This window comes from Streptomyces mirabilis (assembly GCF_039503195.1).
Classification (GTDB): domain Bacteria; phylum Actinomycetota; class Actinomycetes; order Streptomycetales; family Streptomycetaceae; genus Streptomyces; species Streptomyces mirabilis_D.
Genome location: NZ_JBCJKP010000001.1, coordinates 7630750 through 7644460, shown reverse-complemented (window position 1 = coordinate 7644460; position 13711 = coordinate 7630750). Strand labels below are relative to the sequence as shown.

Here is a 13711-nt window from a genome sequence, read left to right as displayed (position 1 = left end):
CGCGGTCAGCTACGGCGGAAGCGTCCGAGCCAGGCGTGCACGTCGAGGAGTTCGGACGTGGTCGGGATGATGCCCCGTATGTGGGTCTCGCCGATCGACTCCACCGTCCAGCCGTCGGCGAAGCCGTGGCGCAAGTGGTCGGCGGAGCGCTTGAGGCCGGGCGGCTCGTCGTTGTCCGGAAGCGGCGCCGGTATCTCCTCGATGGCCTCGGCGAGGCGCGCCTGCATCTCCGCGGACCCCCGGTCGCTGATCGAGAGGATGTGCGCCACCGCCCCCGGGCGGCAGGCCCGGTGCAGGGCCGCCGCGTAGGAACGCAGAGTGTCGCCCTCGAAGGTGTGGGCGAGGCCGGAGTCGATCACGGTGTCGAAGCGCCCTTCCCAGCCCTTGAGGTCGAGGGCGTCGGCGACTTCGAAGACGGCGTCGAGTCCGCGTGCCCCGGCCTTGTCCCGGGCGAGGGAGATCGCCGTCGGGGACAGGTCCAGCCCTGTCACCGCGTACCCCTTGCCCGCCAGGTGGAGGGCGTCCTCACCGGTGCCGCAGCCCGCGTCGAGGACCGCGCCGCCGATGAGTCCCGCTTCCTCAAGGGCGACGTAGGCGGGCTGGGGCGCCCCGATGTCCCACGGCGGGCGTTTGCCGAAAGGGCTCTCCCCGCGGTAAACGGCGTCGAACACCTCGGTCATCGGGGCGGGTCCGTCGGGTGCGGCGACAGGTTCAGTCATGGCTGCCATGATTGCGTCGCCCCCCGGTGCGTCCTCGGTCTCTTGCGGACTTCTGTCAGGGAGGCACCGGCCGCCGGTCAGCGCGAGCCGTACTTGCGGACCGCGAGCGGGGCGAACACCGCGATCAGGCCGACCGACCAGGCCACGGTCTGGAGGACGTAGCTCGTCGCCGGGCCCCCGGTGAACAGTGCGCGCAGGGCGTTCACGGCCGCCGTCATGGGGCTGTGGGCAGCGTACGCCTGGAGCCAGCCCGGCATCGTGTCGGTCGGTACGAACGCCGAGGAGATCAGTGTGAACGGGAAGATCCACACGCCGCCGACCGCCTGGGCGGCTTCCGCGTTGCGCACCGACAGCCCGAGGTAGGCGGCGAACCACGACACCGCGTAGCCGAACAGCAGCAACAGCAGCAGGCCGGCCAGCGCGGGCAGCAGGCCGTTGTGGAACCGGAAGCCGACCAGCACGCCGACTCCCACGGTCACACAGGCCACGCCGACGTTGCGGAAGATCTCCGACAGCGTGCGTCCGATGAGCACGGCGGTACGGCTCATCGGCATCGAGCGGAAGCGGTCCATGAGGCCCTCGCGCATCTCGGCGGCGACCCCGATGGTCGTGCCGGCGGCGGAGCCGTAGAGCGCCATCTGGACGAGGACGCCGGGCAGCAGGAACTGGGCGTAGCGTTCGCCGCCGACGTCCATGGCGCCGCCGAAGACGTATGTGAACAGCAGGATGAACATCACCGGCTGGACCAGCGAGAACATCACCAGATCGGGGCTGCGCAGCACGTGCCGCACGTTGCGCAGGGTCATCTGCCACACGTCGGAGAGCCACCACCCGAGGCTGTTCCGCGCCTGCGTGTACGACGTGCCGCTCTCCCGTGTCAGGGTGGTGGAGGTCATGTGCGCCCGGTTTCCTTCCCGATGTTTCGCTGGTCGACGCCGTGATCGGCGGACCGGCCGGTCACGGCGAGAAAAACGTCGTCGAGAGTGGGTCGGCGGAGCGCCACGTCACCGATCGCGATCCCCGACTCCCTGAGCAGGTGGAGCAGGTCGGGCAGGGTGCCGCCGTCGGGCAGCGGGGCGTGGACCACCATCTTCTGCGGGTCGGCGACCGGGTCGGCGCCCAGCCGCTCCCGCAGGAGCCGCACCGTCTGTTCCATGCCTTCGCCGTCCAACAGCGTGATGCCGACCCGGTCCTGACCCACCTCAGCCTTCAGCTCGTCCGGGGTGCCGCCGGCGATGACCCTGCCCCGGTCGATGACCGACAGGGAGTCGGCGAGTTGGTCCGCCTCCTCCAGGTACTGCGTGGTGAGCAGTACGGTCGTGCCCTCCGCGACCAGTTCGCGCACGAGCCGCCACACCTCCATGCGGCTGCGCGGATCGAGGCCGGTGGTCGGCTCGTCGAGGAAGATGAGCCTGGGCCGCGCCATGAGGCTGGCGGCGACGTCGAGCCGGCGTCGCATTCCGCCGGAGTAGGTCCTGGGCTGCCGGTCGGCCGCGTCGTCCAGGCCGAAGCGTTCCAGCAGTTCGCTCGCGCGGGCCCGGCAGTCGGACTTCGTCAGCCGGAACAGCCTGCCGATCATGTGCAGGTTCTCGCGCCCGGTGAGCAGTTCGTCGACGGCGGCGTACTGGCCGGTGAGGCCGATGACCGACCGGATCCGCCCGGGGTCGTCACGCACGTCCACGCCGAACACCTCGGCCGCTCCCTCGTCCGGTCTGATGAGGGTGGCCAGGACCCGGACGGTGGTGGTCTTGCCGGCGCCGTTGGGGCCGAGCAGGCCGTGCACCGTGCCCTCGGACACCGTGAGGTCGAGGTGGTCGAGTGCGGTGAGCGAGCCGAAACGCTTGCACAGTCCGGCCGTTCTGATCGCTGCTGGCATCTGCCGTGGTTCCTTTCCGGATCCGACGCAACCCTGAATTGAGTGGTGGCGGGGCAACCGGTTCAGCGGCGCACAGCACCGAGCAACGCCGACATGTGGAGGGCGTCGGCGGCCGCGGCGCCCGCCGCGGCCGACACGGTGACCGACTGCTTCCAGCGGCTGGTCAGGTCCCCGGCCGCGTACAGGCCCGGAACGCTGGTGCACTGGGAGGCGTCGACGCCGATGAAGCCGGCGTCGTCGACCGTCAGCTTCAGCTCTTCGGCGGTCCGCCTGACGACGGGTTGCTGCCGCTGTCGTGGCGTCCAGACCAGTGTCTCCCGCTCCAGGACCCGGCCGTCGTCCAACTCGACGGCGTACAAAGCCCCTTGGCGGTGGTGCAGGCGACGGACCGTTCCTATGACGACCTCGCCCCCGCTGCTCCGCGCCGTCGCGCGAGCGGTCTCCAGGCCGGGCATGGACTCCTGGCAGATCGCGATGGTGTCCTCGCTCCAGGCGAGGAAGGCCACGGCGGACAGTCCCGCGAGTTCCGCGTTGTCGGCGACGGTCGCCCAGCGCCCGCCGGCGTTCTCCTCGCCGAGGCAGAACGGACAGTGGATCACGCTGCGGCCCCAGCACTCCGCGAAACCGTCCACGTCGGCCGGGTGGACGTCCACGACACCGGTGGCGAGCAGAACGGTTCGGGCCTCGACGGTCTCACCGCCGCCGACGGCGACCCGGAAGCCTCCGCCCGGAGCGGGGGTCACGCTTTCGGCGTCGGCCTCCAGCCGCTCGACGGTCGCGTACCGGGAGAGTTCCCGCCAGGCGCGCGCCCGGAACTCGCCGGGCGTGACGCCGTCCATTCCGACATGGCCGTGAACACCCGCCGACGCGCTGTTGCGCGGTGCCCGAGGGCTGTCCACGACGGTCACCGGGTGCCGGTATCTGGCCAGGCTGAGCGCCGCGGTGAGCCCGGCGGGGCCGGCTCCCACGATCACGGTGGTGTGGTCGGCGTGCGAGGACATCGGTCTGATCCCTTCCGTCGGGCGGCGTGAGCGGGGTCCGTCCACCGTGGGTGCGGTCCGGCAGGCGCGCGGTGGGGAACGCCGGAACGGGCTGTCAGCGGGCGGAGGCCGTCGGCCCGCATTGTGGTCGCCGCCGCGGTGCGGGAGAGGTACGGGCGAAAGAGGTGAGCCAGACAGTCGTGCGCGTACGGCGGTGTGAGCGGCGTCGACTTTCGGCCCGGCGCAGGCCGGCCACGGTCAACGCCCCCGCCGCCCCCGCCCCCTGTCAACAGGCGGGGGCGGGCGGGCCGCGTCGTGTCACGCGCCGACGTACTGTGCGAGGTGCTCGCCCGTGAGGGTGGGGCGGTCGGCGACGAGCTCGGCGGGCGTGCCCTCGAAGACGATCTTGCCGCCGTCGTGGCCGGCGCCGGGGCCGAGGTCGATGATCCAGTCGGCGTGCGCCATGACCGCCTGGTGGTGCTCCACGACGATGACCGTCTTGCTGGCGTCCACCAACCGGTCGAGCAGGGCGAGCAGTTGCTCGACGTCGGCCAGGTGCAGGCCGCTGGTCGGCTCGTCGAGGATGTAGACGCTGCCCGTTCCGGCCATGTGACCGGCGAGCTTCAGCCGTTGCCGCTCTCCGCCGGAGAGGGTGGTGAGCGGCTGGCCGAGGCTGAGGTAGCCCAGGCCGACCTCGGCGAGCCGGTCGAGGACGGCATACGCGGCCGGCGTCCGTGCCTCACCGCTGCGGAAGAACTCGGCGGCCTCGGCCACCGGCATCGCGAACACCTCGCTGATGTCCCGACCGCCGAGCCGGTACTGGAGCACCGAGGCCTGGAACCGCTTGCCCTCGCACTCCTCGCAGGTGGTGGCGACGCCGGCCATGATCGCCAGGTCGGTGTAGATGACACCGGCGCCGTTGCAAGTCGGGCAGGCGCCCTCGGAATTGGGGCTGAACAGTGCGGGCTTGACCCCGTTGACCTTGGCGAACGTCTTGCGGATCGGTTCGAGCATGCCGGTGTAGGTGGCCGGGTTGCTGCGCCGGGAGCCCTTGATGGGCGACTGGTCCACCGTGACGACGCCGTCGCGGCCCGCTACCGAGCCGTGGATCAGGGAACTCTTGCCGGAGCCCGCGACGCCGGTGAGCACGGTGAGCACGCCGAGCGGGATGTCCACGTCGACGTCGCGCAGGTTGTGGGCGTTCGCGCCGCGCACCTCCAGCACACCGGACCGCTCGCGCACGGACGGCTTCAGCGAGGCCCGGTCGTCCAGGTGCCGTCCGGTGACGGTGCCGCTGGCCCGCAGTCCCTCGACGGTGCCCTCGAAGACGACTTCGCCGCCCTTGGTGCCGGCGTGCGGTCCCAGGTCGACGACGTGGTCGGCGATCACGATCGTCTCCGGCTTGTGCTCCACGACCAGCACGGTGTTGCCCTTGTCGCGCAGTCGCAGCAGCAGGTCGTTCATCCGCTGGATGTCGTGCGGGTGCAGGCCGACGGTGGGCTCGTCGAAGACGTAGGTGACGTCGGTGAGCGCGGAGCCCAGGTGGCGGACCATCTTGACGCGCTGGGCCTCACCGCCCGAGAGCGTGCTCGATGACCGGTCGAGCGAGAGGTAGCCCAGGCCGATCTGGACGAACGAGTCGAGGGTCTGGCCGAGCACGGTGAGCAGTGTCGTGACCGACGGGTCGGTCAGACCGCGGGCCCAGGCCGCGAGGTCGCTGATCTGCATGGCGCAGGCGTCGGCGATGCTGAGGCCGTCGATCTTCGCGGACCGGGCGGTCTCGCTGAGCCTGGTGCCGTGGCACTCGGGGCAGACGGAGAACGCCACCGCCCGTTCCACGAAGGCACGGATGTGCGGCTGGAGCGTCTCCTTGTCCTTGGACAGGAACGACTTGCGGACCCGCGCGAGGAGGCCCTCGTAGGTGGTGTTGACGCCCTTCACCTTGACCTTGACCGGGTCCCGGTGCAGGAAGTCGTACCTCTCCTGCTCGGTGTAGTCGCGGATCGCCTTGTGCGGGTCGAGGAAGCCCGACTCGGTGAACGACTGCACCACCCAGCCGTCGGGCTTCCAGCCGGGGACCGTGACCGCGCCGTCCGCGAGCGACTTGGAGTCGTCGAGGAGCTGGACGGGATCGATGTCCGCGACGGTGCCCATGCCCTCGCAGCGCAGGCACATGCCGCCGACGACGCTGAAGCCCTTCTCGATCTTCTTGCCGTTCACCACGAGGACACCCGAGGCGTCGGCCGAGGCGACGTTGAAGGCGAACGCCTTCTGCGACCCGATGTGCGGCTTGGCGAGCCGGCTGAAGAGGATGCGCAGCAGTGTGCCCGCGTCGGTGGCGGTGCCGACCGTGGAGCGGGGACTGCTGCCCATCGGCTGCTGGTCGACGAGGATCGCGGTGGTCAGCCCGTCTAGCACATCGACCTCGGGCCGCGCCAGGGTGGGCATGAAGCCCTGGATGAAGGCGCTGTACGTCTCGTTGATCAGCCGCTGCGACTCCGCGGCGATCGTGTCGAACACCAACGAGCTCTTGCCCGAGCCGGAGACTCCGGTGAACACGGTCAGCCGCCGTTTGGGGATCTCCACATGCACGTTCTTGAGGTTGTTCTCGCGAGCCCCGTGCACACGGATCAGATCGTGGCCGTCGGCGGCACACAGCCCAGGAGGCTGGGTGTCCGTCTCCTTGCCAGCGGTCATGTTGTCCCTCCCGTTCGTCGGACGCGGCATGCCTTCGTCAGGTGACGTGGTGACGAGTTCCTGAACGTCCCGATTCATGGGACTCAAGCGTATACCTGCAAAGTCGGTTGAGGCTTTTGGAGGAGCTACGCGGATTCCTTGGGATAAAGTCTCAAACCGTGAAGCACCTGCGTCCGTTCGACCTGGCCCGTGAGCACGGCATCTCCACCCAGGCGGTCCGCAACTACGAGCGGGACGGGTTCCTCCCGCTCGCCCAGCGCACCCCGTCCGGCTACCGCACCTACACCGAGACCCACGCGGCGGCCCTGCGCGCCTATTTGGCACTCGTCCAGGCGTACGGGTACGCCACGGGCGGAGAGATCATGCGGTCGCTCAACACCGGCGACCTCGACGCCGCGCTGACGGCCGTCGACCGCGGCCACGCCCAACTGCTCCGCGACCGAAGCACGCTGGACGCGGTGGGACGGGCGGTGGAGCACCTCACCTCCGCCCCCGGCCTCGCCGAGCACACGTCCGCCGGCAGCGAGCCGCTGAGCATCGGCGAACTCGCGCGCCGTCTGGGGGTGACCGCGGCGACCCTGCGGAACTGGGAAGCGGTGGGCATCCTGAGCCCGGCGCGCGAGCCGGTCACCGGCCACCGCTCGTTCGACGCCACGGACGTACGCGACGCCGAGCTGACCCATCTCCTGCGGCGCGGGGGCTACCCGCTGGAGCACATCCGCACGGTGGTCCGGCAGATCCGCACGGCCGGCGGCACCGAGGCGCTGTCCGCCGCCCTCGACGACTGGCGGCGACGGCTCACCGCACGCGGCGTATCCATGCTCGGCGCGGCGGCCCAGCTCGGCGGGTACATGGCCCATGTGGGCGTCCCAGCCGGACCGCCGGCCGCCACGGAACCGGCTCCCGCGCCGGGGCCCCCGCCGACGGTTTGAGACCTCGCGGCCCGGTGGGTCCGACCGCTGCACCGGCGGCATCGCAGTAAGCCTCAACGGGTCTTTCAATGATTCGATTGACAGACATGAGCAAGGACTTTCACGACCTTCCCGTGGCCTCGTGCGCCGTGCTGGCGCTCGGCGAACCCACCCACCGGGAGCCCGCCTTCGGGTGGGTGCGCAACGAGCTGTTCGCCCGACTCGCCGGAATCGGCTTCCGCTCGATCGCCCTGGAGACCGACCGCGTGGCCGCGCTGCGCGTCGACGACTTCGTCAAGGGCGGCGACGGGGATCTCGACGAGGTGGCGCGGGAGGGCTTCTCCCACGACTTCGGGAACCTGGAGACCAACCGGTGCCTCGTCGCCTGGATGCGCGACCACAACGCGAGCCGGCCGCCGGAGGAGCGGCTGAGCTTTCACGGCTTCGACGTCCCTACGGAGACGACGAGTGCCCCCAGCCCGCGGCGCTGTCTCGAATTCGCCCGGGACTATCTGCGGCTCGACCTCGACCTCGCCGGACTGCTGGGCGCGGACGAGCAGTGGAGCCGTGCGGAGGCGGTGACGGACCCGGCCATGTCGGTCGGCGCCACGCCCGAGGCCGAGCGGCTGTGGTCCCTCGCCGACGACATGCTCACCCTGCTCCACTCCCACGCCGCCGAGCGGATCGCGCAGACCTCGCGCACGGAGTGGCTCCGGGCCAGGGCACACCTCACCGCCGGCCTCGGTCTGCTGCGCTACCACCGGCAGGCGGCCCAGCGCCTGGAGAACAACGACCGGCTGTCCCGGCTGTTCGCCACCCGGGACGCGCTCATGGCACAGAACCTCCTCGACATCCGCAGCATCGAGGGCCGCCGGGGCGCGACGCTGGTCTTCGCCCACAATGTGCACCTCCAGCGGACCCCGAGCACCTGGAGCCTGGGAGACCTGTCCGTCAACTGGCCCGGGGCCGGCACCGTCGTGGCACCGCTGCTGGGCGAGCAGTACGTCTTCATCGTCGGCAGCCTGGGGCGCAGCGAGGCCGTCGGGCTGGGCGATCCCGAGCCGGGCACCTACGAGAGCCGCCTACAGGACCGCGTCACCGATTGGGCCATGGCCCCCACCGGCAAGGTCGCCGCCGCCCGGACCCGGACGGACACCACCCCGCAGCAGGGCTACTTCCCGCTCGACCGGGCCACGCTGGACACCGCCGACGCGGTCCTGCACGTCAGCGACGGCGCCGCCGTCAGCCGGGACCTCCTGCGCGTACCCGCCGGTGCTGGGAGCGGGTACTGACAGAGACGGGAAGGATTCGCCGGGCTCCCCGGTCGCCGGAGATTAGATTCGCCGTCGATCAGGGAGCCCCCCCGAAGGAGCTGACCGCGCTTGAACACGGTTCCGGCACTGTTCGAGTCAACCGTCGCCAGACGGGGCGGAGAACCCGCCCTCATCGACGGGGAGAGCACCCTCGGTTACGCGGAGCTGAACACCCGGATCAACCGGCTCGCCCGCAGGCTCATCGCGCACGGTGTCGGCCCCGACTCGCTCGTCGCGGTCGCGATGCCGAAGTCGAGCGAACTGATCGTGGCGATCATGGCGGTGCTCAAGGCCGGCGGCGCCTACCTCCCGCTCGATCCGGGCTATCCGGCAGAACGCCTGCGGTTCATGCTGGCCGACGCGCGGCCGGTGCTGCTGCTGCGGTCCTCCTCGGTGGCGCCCCTCGGCGCGGGTCCGGAGGAACTCGTCCTTGACGACCCGGCGTTCCGCGCCGCGTGCGCGGCTCTGCCGGGGCACGACGTCGCCCAGCATGAGCGCCGTGCCGTACTGCGCCCCGAGCACCTGATGTACGTCATCTACACCTCGGGGTCGACCGGAACGCCCAAGGGTGTCGCCGTGCCGCACAGCGGTGTGCGCGACATGGCCGCCACCCAGGCGGCCGTCCTGCGCGCGGGCCCGGGCGACCGCGTGCTCCAGTGGGCGTCCATCAGTTTCGACGCCGCCTTCTGGGACGTGTCCCTGGCGCTGTTGTCCGGGGCGGCACTCGTGATGGTGCCCGCCGACGACCTGCTGCCGGGCCATCCGCTGTGGAACACCTTGTTCAAGTACGACGTCACGCACGCGGTACTGCCCCCGGTGGCGCTCAGCGAGACCGACGCCGAGGACATTCTGCTCGGCGGGACCGTCATGTCCACGGGAGACAGCTGTACGCCGACGCTGGTGCGCAAGTGGTCGCGGGCACGGCGGATGTTCAACGGTTACGGCCCGACCGAGGTGACCGTCGGGGCGACGATCGGCGGGCCGGTGCGCGACGCCGGTGACGTCGGGATCGGCATGCCGTGGATCGGCAACGAGGTGCACGTGCTCGACGAGAGCCTGCGCCCGGTGCCGCCCGGCACGGAGGGCGAGCTGTACATCGCGGGCAGCGGACTGGCGCGCGGCTATCTCAACCGGTTCGGGACGACCGCGGTGACGTTCGTGGCCGACCCGTTCGGGCCGCCCGGCAGCCGGATGTACCGCACGGGCGACCGGGGCCGCAGGGGGCCGGACGGCGAGCTGTTCTTCGCGGGCCGCGCGGACGGCCAGGTGAAGCTGCGCGGTTTCCGCGTCGAACTCGGTGAGATCGAAACCCGGCTCGCCGCCCATCCGGCGGTGGACGTCGCCGTCGCCGTGGTGCGGGGTGAGCTGGCCGAGGCGCATGTCGTCGGCTACGTCACCACCACGGCGCCGGTCGAGCCGGATGACCTGCGTGCCCATGTCGCCGAGTCGCTGCCCGCGCACATGGTGCCCGCACGGGTCACGGTGCTGGAGCGGTTCCCCACGCTGGCCAACGGCAAGATCGACCGGGGGGCCCTGCCGCAGCCGGACGCGGGGGCAGAGGGGTTCCCGGACGGCGCCCGGGCGCCGGACGCCGCCGAGGCGGATGGCTGCGCGGCCGTGGTCTGCGCGATCGTGCGGGACATCCTCGGGGTCCCGGAGGCGAGGCTCTCCGACAACTTCTTCCAGCTCGGCGGGCACTCGGTGCAGGCGACCAGGCTGGCCGCCCGGATCCGGGAGCGGTTCGAGGTCGCGCTGTCGATCCGGACCGTGCTGGAGGCGGCGACGATCGGCGAGCTGGCCGCGGCCGTCGAGAGCCGGTTGTCCGGCTGACGGCCGTCAGCGGAAGGCGACCGGCAGGCTGCCGTAGCCGTTCAGGAAGGTGGAGTAGATCGGTGTGGGCTTGCCGCACACCTCGATCTCGTTGACCGACTCGGTGAGCGCGCTCAGCAGTGCGCGCAGTTCCGTCCGGCCGAGGAACGCGCCGACGCAGAAGTGCGGGCCGTGGCCGAAGGAGAGGTGCTTGTTGGGCGAGCGGGCCGGGTCGAACCGGCGCGGCTGGTCGAACACCTCCTCGTCGTTGTTGGCGGAGGTGTTCCACAGCGTCACGATGTCGCCCGCGCGCACCCGCCGGCCGCCTATCTCCATGTCCCGGGTCGCGGTGCGGGCGAAGTGCATGGCCGGCGTGGCCCAGCGCAGTACTTCCTCGACCGCCGTGTCGATCGCGGCCGACCCTTCGCGCAGCGCCCGCCACCGGGCGGGATGCTCGGCGAACGTCTTCACCGCGCAGATCGCGGACACGCGGGAGGACTCGTCGCCGCCGAGCACGAGGCTGTAGCAGTTGAGAGCGACCTCCTCCAGCGTCAGCGGGCGGTCTCCCACCTCCGCCGTCGCGATCATGCTGACGACGTCGTCGCCGGGGTCGCCGCGGCGGTGCCGGGCGAGGTCCATGAAGTAACCGATGATCTCGTTCCGGGCCTCCAGGGAGTCCAGCCTGTCGGACTCGGCGTCGTGCGAGGAGAGGGCCAGCTTGTTCCAGCGCAGCAGCTTCTCGCGGTCCGCCTCCGGAATGGAGAGCAAATCGCAGATCGTGTTCATCGGAATGTGCTCGGCGACCTCCGCCGCGAAGTCGAACGCGCCCTGCCCGGTGACGGTCTTGATGAGCCGTGACGTCCGTTCCCATATCTTCTGTTCGACCGCGCCGAGGACGCGCGGGGAGAAGGCGCGCAGCATCAGGTTGCGCAGTTCGCGGTGGCGGGGCCGGTCGGTGACCGCGAGCATCTTGCCGCCTGCCGAGTCACCGCCGCTCAGAAGGACGTCCAGCACGGTCCCGCGAGCGGAACTCAGGGATCGTACGTCGGCGTAGCAGGACAGCACGTCGGCGTGGCGGGCGACGACCCAGAAGCCGGGGTCCCCCTGGTGCCAGTACACGGGCCGGGACTTCCGCACGTCGCGCCAGAACTCGTATGCGTCGTGCCGTACGAAGGCGGTCGCGTCGGTCAGGTCCAGCTCGGTCGGGATGGTCATGCCGGAAGCGTGCCAACGGCGGCGCCGGCGCCGGGTATTTCTTGCTCAGGTATTTCTCCTTGAATGAGAGACGAAAGATTGCTGATCAGCTGGTTCGTTTCCGTGTCACGCTCAGGCATATGGGTCGTTGGCCGCGCCGGACTGTCCGGCGCGGCCGGCAGATCACCTTTGACGAGGAGGCGGCGTCTTGAGCAGTCTGACGTATGCGGACTATCTCCGAATGGAGAGTCTGCTTTCGCTCCAGGAGCCGCGGACCCCACACACGGCCGGCCGTGCGGTCGTCCTGGCCGAGCAGTTCTTCATCATCACCCACCAGTCCTGCGAGCTGTGGCTGAAGCAGCTCGGGGCTGATCTGGACGCCGCTGCCGAGGCGCTCCTGCCGCCCTGTGACACGCACGATCTGGAGCTCGGGCTCGAATTCCTGCTGCGGTCCGGCGAGTTGATACGAGTGCTCCAGCAGCAGCTTCTGGTGCTGGAGAAACTGCCACTGCGTTACTTCGCCGAGTTCCGGTCCTCTCTGGACACGGCGAGCGGCGCGCAGTCCGCGCAGTTCCGGCGGCTGACCACGCTGCTGGGCAACAGCCACCACCAGGGCAGTCTCTACGAGGCGTTCGCGGCGGCGGTCGAGTACCACGGGCAGACCGTGGACGACGTCTGCCGACGTGGCGTGGAGTCCGGCGTGCTGCACCGCCTCGCGGAAGCGCTGGTGGACCTGGGGAACGGGTACTGGCACTGGAAAGTGGCACACCTGGCACTGGTGTCCAAGATGGTCGGGGAGCAGGGCGGAACCGGCGGGTCGAGCGGTGTCGACTTCCTCGCCCGCCGAGTCACCCGGCCCTTCCCCGAACTTCGCCGGCTGCGCGGGAAGGTGCACCACCCATAGCCTTCGGCCGCCGGCCAGGGCGTGTCCACAGCGCCGAGGCAGTCTGCCCGGCTTTCGCGGGCCCGGTCAGCGATGTGGGAACGGGCCGCACCCCCGTCGGTTCCGCCTCGTCCTGAACCGCCCCCGGCATCGTGCCGGGGACGGTTCGCGGGCGGGGCATGCCGTCCTGGGCGTCGGGGTGGACGACGGCCGGTCCTCGGGGCGGGGTCGCGGGTACCGCCCGCGCCGACGGTGATCACGTCGGTGCCTTCGCCCACCGCCACGGACCGGGGTGGCACGATGCGGAACGGGCCACGTGTCGTCCCGTGCGATCACCCCGCGTCATGGGCGTGATCATTGAGGCTCAAGACCCGCTTTCGCCGCACCGCCTAGCCGGCCTCGGTCTCCAGCGCATAACCGCGCCCCCAGGCCGTGCGGATGACCAGGTCGGTCGGTAAGAGACGGCGGCGAAGCCGCATGATGTGGAGGTCGAGCGAATTCCTCGTCGGCCTCCGCACGCATTCCGCCAGCCGTTGAGTGAGTTCATGCCGGTACACCACCTCCCCGAAGTGCTCGATGAGCAGCTCCATCAATTCGGTCTGGACATTCGAGATGGTGATCGAGTGCGGTCCGTAGCTGAGCGTTCCGGCGGAGTCGAGGGTTGGTATCTGCCGGTCGTCGAGCCGGTTCTGGAGAGCTTTGACCCGGGCGTCGAGATCCTCCCGGGAGATGGGCGCTCGGACCCAGTCTTCGAACGGATCGTTGCAGACTGGCGGACGGGCACCCGCCTCCACTACGAGGAGACGGGGTACGCCGTCCCTCTTACATCGGTTCCGAAGGTCTATTTGTGCCGGCCATCGGACGAACATGACATCGCTGGTTGTGCACCCCACAGCACGCGCCTCCCCGTCGACGCAAAGAGATGGTCACTGTCGTCGCCGGCCGACGGCGTTCTTGTGTCGGCCGAGCACGCGTAAAGGGCCGGAGGCCGTGGTGGTCTGGTTCGGTCTCCACGGCCTCGACCCGCAGAGGCGCCGCGCTTCCTCAGGTCAGCATCCGCGACGGCGCCTCACCGCACGGCCTCAGCCGTTCATCGCCTCTCGGAGACTGCGCGGCCGCATGTCGGTCCAGTGCTCCTCCACGTAGGCGACGCTCTCCGCTCTTGCGGCGGGGCCGAAGACGCTGCGCCACCCGGCGGGCACCTCGGCGAATGCCGGCCAGAGGGAGTGCTGGTCCTCGTCGTTGACCAGCACGTGGAACTGGCCGTTCTCGTCGTCGAACGGATTGGTGCTCACCTGTGTCCTCCAGAACTCGTTCCACCAGTTGGGG

12 protein-coding genes are annotated in these 13711 nt (G+C 70.4%); 4 read left to right on the top strand and 8 right to left on the bottom strand.

Annotated features, from left to right (window positions below):
- Positions 1–5: 5 nt before the first annotated feature.
- The 5 genes from AAFF41_RS34920 to AAFF41_RS34900 form a co-directional block, all read right to left on the bottom strand.
- A complete protein-coding gene (locus AAFF41_RS34920) occupies positions 6–719 on the bottom strand; it encodes a class I SAM-dependent methyltransferase (RefSeq protein WP_319748498.1) in 714 nt (237 codons plus the stop codon).
- Between the two features lie 77 nt (positions 720–796).
- Positions 797–1615: an ABC transporter permease gene (locus AAFF41_RS34915; protein WP_319748497.1), complete on the bottom strand. Its 819-nt coding sequence runs from the start codon at positions 1613–1615 to the stop codon at positions 797–799.
- The gene (locus tag AAFF41_RS34910; RefSeq protein WP_319748496.1) at positions 1612–2595 is read right to left on the bottom strand and encodes an ATP-binding cassette domain-containing protein; all 984 of its coding nucleotides are present in this window, start codon (positions 2593–2595) and stop codon (positions 1612–1614) included. Before AAFF41_RS34910 ends, AAFF41_RS34915 begins: the two co-directional genes overlap by 4 nt.
- A gap of 62 nt (positions 2596–2657) precedes the next feature.
- A complete protein-coding gene (locus tag AAFF41_RS34905; RefSeq protein ID WP_319748495.1) occupies positions 2658–3596 on the bottom strand; it encodes an NAD(P)/FAD-dependent oxidoreductase in 939 nt (312 codons plus the stop codon).
- A gap of 297 nt (positions 3597–3893) precedes the next feature.
- Positions 3894–6272: an ATP-binding cassette domain-containing protein gene (locus AAFF41_RS34900; protein ID WP_343325175.1), complete on the bottom strand. Its 2379-nt coding sequence runs from the start codon at positions 6270–6272 to the stop codon at positions 3894–3896.
- Positions 6273–6430: 158 nt separating this feature from the next.
- On the opposite strand from AAFF41_RS34900, the gene AAFF41_RS34895 reads away from it, so the two are divergent.
- The 3 genes from AAFF41_RS34895 to AAFF41_RS34885 all read left to right on the top strand — a co-directional run bounded on the left by AAFF41_RS34895 (position 6431) and on the right by AAFF41_RS34885 (position 10326).
- On the top strand, positions 6431–7204 hold the full coding sequence (locus tag AAFF41_RS34895; protein WP_343325174.1) for a TioE family transcriptional regulator: 774 nt from the start codon (positions 6431–6433) through the stop codon (positions 7202–7204).
- An 86-nt stretch (positions 7205–7290) separates the two neighbouring features.
- Complete coding sequence (locus AAFF41_RS34890; protein ID WP_343325173.1) at positions 7291–8475, top strand: erythromycin esterase family protein; 1185 nt, start codon at positions 7291–7293, stop codon at positions 8473–8475.
- Between the two features lie 90 nt (positions 8476–8565).
- Positions 8566–10326 carry a non-ribosomal peptide synthetase gene (locus AAFF41_RS34885; protein ID WP_319748491.1) on the top strand — a complete coding sequence of 587 codons (1761 nt, stop codon included), beginning with the start codon at positions 8566–8568 and terminating at the stop codon, positions 10324–10326.
- Between the two features lie 6 nt (positions 10327–10332).
- On the opposite strand, the gene AAFF41_RS34880 is transcribed toward AAFF41_RS34885, so the two are convergent.
- Positions 10333–11520 (bottom strand): cytochrome P450, encoded by a 1188-nt coding sequence (locus AAFF41_RS34880; RefSeq protein ID WP_343325172.1) that lies wholly within the window; start codon positions 11518–11520, stop codon positions 10333–10335.
- 187 nt (positions 11521–11707) lie between these two features.
- Here AAFF41_RS34880 and AAFF41_RS34875 point away from each other — a divergent pair, with 187 nt between their 5' ends.
- Entirely contained in the window at positions 11708–12403 is a 696-nt protein-coding gene (locus AAFF41_RS34875) for a tryptophan 2,3-dioxygenase family protein (protein WP_319748489.1), read from the top strand.
- 368 nt (positions 12404–12771) lie between these two features.
- Here the strand turns inward: AAFF41_RS34875 and AAFF41_RS34870 are convergent, their stop codons facing one another.
- Both AAFF41_RS34870 and AAFF41_RS34865 read right to left on the bottom strand, forming a co-directional pair.
- A complete protein-coding gene (locus AAFF41_RS34870) occupies positions 12772–13176 on the bottom strand; it encodes a helix-turn-helix domain-containing protein (RefSeq protein WP_319748488.1) in 405 nt (134 codons plus the stop codon).
- A 288-nt stretch (positions 13177–13464) separates the two neighbouring features.
- On the bottom strand, positions 13465–13677 hold the full coding sequence (locus AAFF41_RS34865) for an MbtH family protein (RefSeq protein WP_069926457.1): 213 nt from the start codon (positions 13675–13677) through the stop codon (positions 13465–13467).
- Between the last annotated feature and the right edge of the window lie 34 nt (positions 13678–13711).